This window comes from Sphaerospermopsis aphanizomenoides BCCUSP55 (assembly GCF_001586785.1).
GTDB classification, from domain to species: domain Bacteria; phylum Cyanobacteriota; class Cyanobacteriia; order Cyanobacteriales; family Nostocaceae; genus Sphaerospermopsis_A; species Sphaerospermopsis_A aphanizomenoides_A.
This window is the reverse complement of record NZ_LUFH02000158.1, coordinates 1-9,306: the sequence shown is the minus strand read 5'-3', so window position 1 is coordinate 9,306 and position 9,306 is coordinate 1. Positions and strand designations below refer to the sequence as shown.

At 36.1% G+C, this 9,306-nt stretch carries 5 protein-coding genes; 3 read left to right on the top strand and 2 right to left on the bottom strand.

The window, feature by feature from the left end:
• A partial coding sequence (locus tag A0J48_RS25055) for a hypothetical protein (RefSeq protein WP_200327294.1) occupies positions 1-846 on the bottom strand: 846 nt, incomplete at its 3' end.
• Positions 847-876: 30 nt separating this feature from the next.
• The gene (locus A0J48_RS25050; RefSeq protein WP_200327293.1) at positions 877-4,677 is read right to left on the bottom strand and encodes an ATP-binding protein; all 3,801 of its coding nucleotides are present in this window, start codon (positions 4,675-4,677) and stop codon (positions 877-879) included.
• Positions 4,678-5,014: 337 nt separating this feature from the next.
• Between A0J48_RS25050 and A0J48_RS25045 the strand changes: the two genes are divergently transcribed.
• The 3 genes from A0J48_RS25045 (at position 5,015) to A0J48_RS25035 (ending at position 9,229) form a co-directional block, all read left to right on the top strand.
• Positions 5,015-5,425 carry a hypothetical protein gene (locus tag A0J48_RS25045; protein WP_200327292.1) on the top strand — a complete coding sequence of 137 codons (411 nt, stop codon included), beginning with the start codon at positions 5,015-5,017 and terminating at the stop codon, positions 5,423-5,425.
• Between the two features lie 6 nt (positions 5,426-5,431).
• Positions 5,432-6,283 carry a hypothetical protein gene (locus tag A0J48_RS25040; RefSeq protein ID WP_200327291.1) on the top strand — a complete coding sequence of 284 codons (852 nt, stop codon included), beginning with the start codon at positions 5,432-5,434 and terminating at the stop codon, positions 6,281-6,283.
• A 123-nt stretch (positions 6,284-6,406) separates the two neighbouring features.
• A complete protein-coding gene (locus A0J48_RS25035) occupies positions 6,407-9,229 on the top strand; it encodes a DEAD/DEAH box helicase (protein ID WP_200327290.1) in 2,823 nt (940 codons plus the stop codon).
• The last annotated feature ends 77 nt before the right edge of the window (positions 9,230-9,306 follow it).

Here is a 9,306-nt window from a genome sequence, read left to right as displayed (position 1 = left end):
TACTAATTCCAAATTGTCCATAACATTAATAACTTGGTCAATAATTATATTATTTTCTAAACTAAGAGGTTTGGTTATTACATTTAAAAGTTTAGATTGAGATGGATATATTTGTGTATTAGAAATTCTATTATTTTTATTAGTTTGATTAGTGTAACTTTTTTTACTTTCATGCAAAAAAACAAGTATTACTTCTTTGCATAATGAATTTAATAAAATATCAGCATTTTGATTATCTTGTTCTGTCTCTAGAACAGGAATTAGTCCTGCTGATAAAAATTCCCAATCAAGGGATTTATGTAACCGAATAGGGCATTCTTGTAAAAGTTGAACGAATCTTTCTGGCATCCATTCAACAATTTCAAGTATAGGTTTTTTATTAAGGCATTTCTCAACAAATTCGTTTTTATACATCAACCAAATTTCTTCTAATTGACAATTAATATAATTATTTGTCTCTTGGTCAATATCATTAGGAGTAGGAACTATAGGAACTATGGGAACACCATATTGATTCATACTGTGTTGATATCTATAAAATTCTATAAGTGTATCAGTTAACGAAATAAGACGAGATATATAAGGTAAAAGATTAATAATTTCTTGTGTTAGTGAGTTAGTAATTCCATATTCCTTTATCCATGAACGTCTAAATGTAGTTGTATCACAATTACGTATACGAATTAGACAACGAAAAACACTTGAACGGAATGTATTTTCATCATTAATTCTCTTCAATAATTTAGGAGCTACATGAGATATAAAAGCTTCGGCATCTAAGTTCAATATCTGATAACGACTAGAATAATCTAAATTTATAGGGAAATTTTCAAGACTAGATGCCAAGTGGTAAATTAGATGTTCTACTTCTTCTTCTCAAATATCAGCTTCTGTTTCTATAACTCTTGTAATTAATGCCCAATATACATTGCGAAACTCTTGTTCATTTAAATTAGATTCAAAAAGAGTAATCTGTTCTTCATTGTTTAAAATATTAATACATTGTTTATTTAATTCACGATTTTTTTGCTGCTTACTATCTAAAATATTTCGACATATCATTATAATTTCGCAATGCTTACTCTTCCACATTATTTCAGATTGTGCTTCAACTTCCAATTCTGAACTCTCAGGGATGTTTCCAACAAATCTAAACTGTATAATATTTTCATGCTCATCATATTGTAATAACCAGTTATTTTGGTCAAACCAAGTTCTGATTCTTAATGCACGGTGGCTATTTTGATTGGGTATTGCTGTAATTTGATTATCATCCCAATCTTTTAAAATTTGAGGTTTTATATCTGTAGGAATTAAACCTAATATCCATTTTTGCCAAACAATTTCCAGAAAAGAATCTTTTCTATAAGGAAGACGATGAAACTCTAGAAGTTCTTGACCCTCTTGTTCTGATAAACTTCGTAAAGCAACAGGATTTGTATCCAAGCCAAAATCTTGACCTTGGTCTATTTTTTCAAACTCTTGCCATATCAATAATTGTAATGATGATGTTAGAGGTAATAGTACATCACTTACCAATCTGGGATCACATTTAGCAAGTGAAATCAGCACACCTAGCATTGCAACGGTATCAGCACGTTCAAAGATAATTGATGCAGATTTTTTAAGTTCTGCTTTAGTTGGGCGACTGTAAAGCCAACCTTCCAAGGTCATTAAAAAACAAGTAAGGATTCTTGGTGAATATAGAGCCTGACGATGCCAGTACAGGGCATTACGTCCACCTTTAAAGTTTTTCCTATGATCTCCAAAAAGCAGTGTTACTTTGTCAACATCAGTTTCCATGAAGTTTTGTAGGGTGCTTTTCTCAAATTCTTCTGGCTGATTTTTTTCCTCATAAAGTTTCTTCCATCTATGTTCATGCCAATAATCTGTAGCTACACTAGAAAGGGTCGAAACTACATCAATTGCCAGTTCCTCGTTTATTTGAAATAGGTAGAGAAGTGGTAAAAATTTGAATGTACAGATATCGAGATCATCTGAACCTTTTGTTCCAAGATCATCATCTAAGTAGTTAGAATAATAATCTGATTCATAAAAGTAACTTGGCTCTGTAATCGTTAGTGCTAGTAGTAACTCTGCACCAAGCTCCAAATTAACACGCATAACAGCACGAAGATATACACCTCTATGACTAAGCATGAAGTTACGGAATTGATAGTTAACTTGTCCTGATGGACCTTTTGGATGTGGTGTGGTAAGTATACCTATTCCGGGTCTTATTTTGGAACGAGAGGTTTTAGTAGGCTCTAATCTGTTTGCTGGAATAATTTCTCTTCCAGACAACGCCCTCACAAGCCAAGTAGAACGTTCTGGAACAAGTCTTAATGCAAAAACTATACAAGCAAAAGCGGCTGTGGAGGAATCATCTAGTCCGTAATGTTTTTGTAGTTCCGGATCTGGTAAAAACACCCTTTGAGCCAAATTAAGAATTAGCTCTGCAACCTCAACTTTGAGTGGAAATTTTTCGGCGAAAATACCGCAGTTTATCCAAACTTCTGCTGCTTTAAATATCAAATTAGGTTTTTCTATTAAAGTGTCTATATGTTGCTCCAATACCCACAGCCAAACAGGTTGCCATAGATGTGCTTTTGGAGTTCCTATTGTACGCTCCCGTGAGAGCAACTTTTCACTAGCTGACATCCCCTCAAAAATACCTAAAAAATCAGGAATCGGATCTGTTGCGATCGCAAAAAGCCGATAAAAAAGACGCTCGATCAAAAATGGAAGTTGTTCACCAAGACAGACATTAAGAACAGAACTTGGTTGTCTGCTCAAAATTGCTCCATCAAGCAATACATCAACTAGCTGTAAATGTTCACCTGCTAATGCTTCTTGAAATAGTTCTTGCCATATTTCAGTCTCTTCAGACTCCATAGCAAGGTACAAGGCAAACCAGCGTATTGGCTTTGACCAAAGCGGATTTTTAAGTTTTGTTACAAGTTCACTGACTTCTACATCACGACAATTACCCAAAAGATAGCGAAATCTTGCACAGTCTCCTACAAACCGATGTGTAATAGCCACCTTGTCTTCTTTTTCTGCAATTCGTAAACAATCACGACGTATAAGCTTATATAATACTTGAGAATTTATAGACAAATTATTTTTAGATAAATCAGGAGTAAATTTTTCTGCTAAAGCTAAAGATATCTTAATTAACTCATGACATTCTTCACTTATTTTATTACCATTTCCTACATAATTAACCCAATACCAATTAAGTAAGTCTAATTCATTTCTAAAGAAAGATGTGTTTATTTCTTCTTCTTGATTGCTTCTAATTAGTGAATCTAAAAACTTCATGTTCAACGCAGGTCCAAATTCATCAGCACGTTGAACAAGGTTAGCAATTTGGTCTGGTAGTACATTAGATGATTTAATTTCATCAATAGGTAACTGTGGAAGCCTAATAATATTATCACTTGCAATTTGTGTACCAATTCGAGCAGCAATTTTTTCACAAATACTGCTTTCTGCATCTAAATGAGCCACGAGAATGAAGCGCACTTCAGGTGATGTCTCGTTAGTCAATACATTTTGGATAAGGTTAAGTACAGAACTAAAATTTTGATCATTAGCATCACCTAAATCATCTATGATGATTAAGGGTTTCTCAATGGCTTGGGCAGTAATGAGTTCATCAATACGTCTTGTCTCTCTTTTAGAATCAGAATCTAAAGCATCTGTAAAATCAAAAATGTCTTTAGGATTGAGAAATAAGGCTGTGTAATTCTGAAAAATATTTTGCATACTCAGCTTACAAAGTGCTGACTTACCCGAACCAGAAGAACCAATGAGAAGGGTTATTCGCTTTGCAAGTACAGATGTTTGTAGCTGTGAAAGTGTATCTGTTCTAGGTAGAGAAAGATTTACGCCCAGCGTATGTTTAACAGTACGAAGCCAATAGTTTGATTGACTAACTAATCTTCCTCGTGTTGCCCAGAAAGCTTCTAAGCTTTTATCATCTCTAAGTTCTTGCCATATATGTGCGCTAACACTTTTAGAGGAAATGCCAGAACCAATTTGAATAAGATAACCTAGCCAACGCCCAATAGTTGTTTCCGTATCTTCATCACGTGAAAGATTTTCTAGCTCCGTCTTTAATTGAACTTTTGGATCTGGGACTATTTCAGGGTGAATATATTTTTTAAAATCAGCAACTTTGTCCTGATCATATTTTTCTCTATTTTTATCCCAACCCTTAATTATTGCACTTGCATCTCTATTATCTTCAAAACTTCCAGAAATTACGAAACGTAAATGTTTTAACAAATCTGGTTTATGCTCGGATGCCAAGTTAAAAATTAACCAAAACTCTTCTAAAGCTGAAGCAATTGTACTATTTGAGAGAGTTCGCTTCGCTTGTGTGAGGGTAATAAATTCACCTGATTCAGTAATGTCTGAAATAAACTCAGTCAGAATATCATGGGCTGTATTTGGATTTTGACGTTCTGAATTAGAAGCATTTTTCCATTTATTAACAAGTTTTATAAGTATCAAAAGGAATTGGTACTCAAAACCACTTAAAGCTAGTAATCCTCCTTTTGCTTGCTTAGGATAATTGTTCTGCCAAATATTCCTTAAATCTTCTAACTGAGAAAGCAGGGCTAGTTTATCACTCATTACTGTGTGGCTTTTTGTTTCACCATTTGTCATACCTACTTGTTCCTTTAAATAATTTCCCTTATCAGTTTTAACAAAATATTTTCAAATCAGAATAGAGGTATTGGTAAAAATTAAGAATTTTGTGTCAAAATGATTACCTGTTTAGTATTATAAATATAAAAGTTACAACAGCTTCCGTACATCTATTGTAACTCACTATCACTCCCCCCACTGGGGATTTTTTAGGGCAATGTTCAAAAAAAACCGTCATGAACACGCCCAATTACATAATAAAGTATGATTGAATTTGACTTCACCTCCAATCAAATATGTATTAAAATAGAAAGCAATAGCTAATTAAAAACTCAAAAATTATTGAATAAAAACAATGAACATTAAGCAGAATGTCTTAGAAATTTCAGGAGTAGAAATCACCAAGGCTATCTTAGTAGATTTACAAAAACTCTCCTCTTGTTCTGGAGAACCAATAGCATCTGTCTATGCAGATAACCTACTGCGTACCATGCGTACTATGCGCGATAAATTACCGTTTGACCCCTATACAGAAGTGGTAATGGCATTACATGATGCACTCTTCTATTCTAACCGTTGGATTGACTATAATGCCAGTCAATACCAGAGAGTTTGTGAATTACTTACATCCCTAGTCAATCAAGAAACAATCAACAACTTATCAGTCGAAACAGCAATTTTAACTCTAGAAAACTTAGGCTTTGACACCCTACCATTCGGGGTAAAACTTGATGAAAACCTGGATATAGATAAAGACGAGGAATAATAGCAAATGGATGATAAATCTATTCCTCAACACTTTCTAGACACCTCAGTTTTACGTTCTCTGCTACTTGGTACGCAAGTCTATAAGCAGTATTTTGAATCTCAATTTACTGACCAACCACTTTATATTTCTAATTACGTACAGATGGAAATGAGACGCAGTTATCTAATTAATCTTATTTCCTTCTACTTTGTGCTGCGCCTAGAAACTATAAATAATATTGGCGATGCGATCGCACTGTGGAGCAATAGATTTAAAACCAGCGAACTTAAAGCTATTTTACAACTTATTCCCCAACTTTTTAGCACCCACCAACTCAACTTTAGTAGTCCCCAAGATAAAGAAAAAGCTATCTCTATTTTAGGAATTTATATCAAACGTTTTGAACTTCTACTCAGGAAAAAGTTTAATAATACCAATACTGATTCTACCACCTGTACCCGCGCCCTTGTACCGCTTAACCTTGACTTACAAAATCTGGCTACTGGCTTAAAGCAGTTTGCTGATGAATTTGCAGATGTAGAAAATTGTCGAAATAAATGTCAGATTGACCAAGTTCTTTTAGTACAATACCGTGCAGAAATTGAGCAATTAATTCAAATTGCTTCTCAACTACCCAACAACTCAAATACTAGGGGATTTATTACTATTGCCAATAATTTAAAAGAAATATTAGCTCAAGGAGCATCTGCTTGTGACTGCAAACGTTGTGAAAAGATTGGAGATGCTGTCCTTGCTTTAGATGCACCCCGAAATATGCAACTAGAACATACGGATAATTCCTTTGACTATTTATGTTCAACAATTAATCAACCTCATTACAAACATCCTTCAGAAAATCAAATTATCACCAAATGAGAATTCCTACATTACTATTGACCTGATGAAAAAATAACTATGTAAATTCAAAATTTACTACCGTCAATTTAACATTTTCCCCCACTGGGGGATTTATAAGGGCAAAGTTCAAAAAACACCACCATGAACACGCCCAACTACAGCTTATTACTACAAAGCCTGTGGACACCACCTACCACACCCATTCCCGAAAATTCCCCCTCAAATCACCATCCCCCAGAACCAACAGAAATCACCGAATTTCTAGGAGAAGAAATACTCTATCAACAAACAATTCCCGCCACCGAACCTAACCTAAAAACCATCCCCAACGACCTGCCAAAACAACTAATCAGAGCAATACAATCATTAGGAATCACCCAACTTTACTCCCATCAAATCAAAGCCTTACAAGCAATTAGAAAAGGTAAAAGTTTCATCCTCACCTCCCCTACAGCCAGTGGTAAAACCCTCAGCACATACCCCGGCATTATCGAAGGTTGCATCACTCAACAACACCGAGCCTTAGCATTTTATGGACTGCGAGCATTAGCACTTGACCAATTCCATAAAATCTCACAATTACTTTCTACCATACCTCAAAAATATCGCCCAGTCTTAGCAATGATGACAGGAGATGTTAAATCAGCAGAAAGAGAACAAATCCTAGCCAGTGAACCCCATATATTAGGTGTCACTCCCGAATTAATTCACTTCCAACTCAAACAACTTTGGAAATCACCAAATTGGGCAAACTTTTATCAACGATTACGCTACATCTTAATTGATGAAGCACACACCCTTTCCGGTAGCTATGGCGCAAATATGGCTTGGTTAATTCGCCGGATTAAACTAGCAGTAGATAAATACGGTGGTGACTCCAAAAAGCTGCAATTTATCTTCCTCAGTGCTACTTGTGGAAATCCTAAACAATTAGCTTTAAAAATCTCTGGTTTAAAACCTACTAAACTCAACCCCAAACCCTTAATTTGGATTCGTAAAAGTGGCGCAGCTTCACCACCCAGACAAATAATTGTCACCCAACCAAGTTATAATTTAACTGCTGATACTGCCCGAATAATTCAATTTTTACTCAATCAAAATAAATCAGGAATCGCTTTTTGTAACTCCCGGCGTAGTGTGCGAGAATTAACAGAACTGTTAAAATCAAACAGAGTCACCGCATTTTACAGTGGCATTACTGCCGAGCGTCGAGCCGAAGTAGTTAATCAACTTCAGTCTGGTATAATCAAATGGATAATTGCCACAGAAGCATTAGAAGCAGGAATAGATTTACCAGAATTAGAATGTTGTGTATTACGTGGTTGGCCTGGTTCTAAAATGGCATATCAGCAACGTAGTGGTCGAGCCGGACGTTCTCAACCAGGACTCACAGTGCTGCTTCCCAATGCTTTAAACCCCATTGACTGTTATGTAGCAGAACATCCAGAAATGCTAGTATCTGGAAAAGCTGAAGAAGTGTTTTTTAATGATGAATATCCCATCTTTGCAGCCAAACATTTGATGTGTGCAGCCGCAGAAACAGGCATTCCCACTAACAAAATTAAACACTATTTTGGTGCAGCCGCTTTTGATGTTGCCAAACTGTTATTAGCCCAAGGACATTTACACAAAGGTCGGAATGGTTTATGGGCTAAAGGTTATCCCCATAAAGATGTTAATTTTCGGGGTGGTTTATCGCAAACAACTATTAAATTAGTAGATGCCATTTCTGGGGAGGAATTAGAGGAAATATCTGAAGATATCGCTCATCGAGAAGTGCATCCCCAAGCTATTTATAAACGCCAAAATGCTAAGGGACAAATGTTGACTTATCAATGTATTTCTCTAGACCTGAACAGTAAACGAGCGATTTTAAAACAAGTAACAGATAGCTCAATTTTTACGGTTGCAACTACGGTATCACAAACCAGTAGTTTAACTGTGTTAACTGACCCAGTAAATTTACCATTGCTGTTTTCTTCAGGTGGGATGGAAGAAAAGAAACAGGGGGAAGAGGAACAGACAATAAAGGGGAAAGTTTCGCACAAGACTGATATTGTAGTCATTGAAAAATCTGTGAAGGAGGAACAGAAAATAAAGGGGGAAGTTTCGCACCCTGCACCTTTATCTGAAGTTGAAGAATGTCAAGTAGAACTTACGCACGAGTTACGGAATAAACTAACCACAGAGACACAGAGAACACAGAGAAATGAAGGTTTGAGAGAGACTTTGCGTAAGTCATGTCAGGAATATTTAACGCTGGAATTGAGTTTTGGTGAAGTGCAGCACATTACCAGTGGTTACAATTTAATGACGCAAATTCATGAGCAGACTTGTTTAAATAAACGCTGTCTCAACTATAAAGAACCGTTACCTCAACAACCACGCTGTCCCCTGTGTCGTAAACTTACTCGCAAAGCTGTAATTGTGAAAACTTTATCAGAAGAAAAGTTTAAGCAACCATTCCGCACTCAGTTTTCTGCTCCTATGGTGAAAGTAACAATTAATTCCAGTGCGCGGGAATACATCCAGCAATTTGCGAAGGAAATTAGAACCAGTTTAACCCGCAGTAAAGAACCAATTCCTTCTGGTTATCAACAGTTGTGGGAATATTCCAGTACCTTCATTGCTATGCACAGCTTTGGACATCAAATTATGAGAGCGTTACAATTGGTAGCTAAAGTTGACCCCAAACAGGTGAATTTTACTGTGGTGAAGGAGTTGGGGGACGGTAACAACTATACTGGTTATTTCTATGATACCAGTGATGGCGGGAATGGTGCAGCTGAAGCTGTGTTTAAACATCTGCCAAAACTAGCAGAAGTTGCGGGGGCGATCGCACGAGATTGTAATTGCAATACTGGTTGTGCTAAGTGTCTAATTCAACATGGTTGTCCCGATGGGAATACTGCTTTATTGAAGCAGATGGGGTTGGTATTGTTGGATGCGATCACACTAAGATAAGTATGACTGCGAATGTGACTTGAACGAAAAAATGGGCTTTTAGCTCACGTTATGCTTCACAAAGCAGATGTCCATTT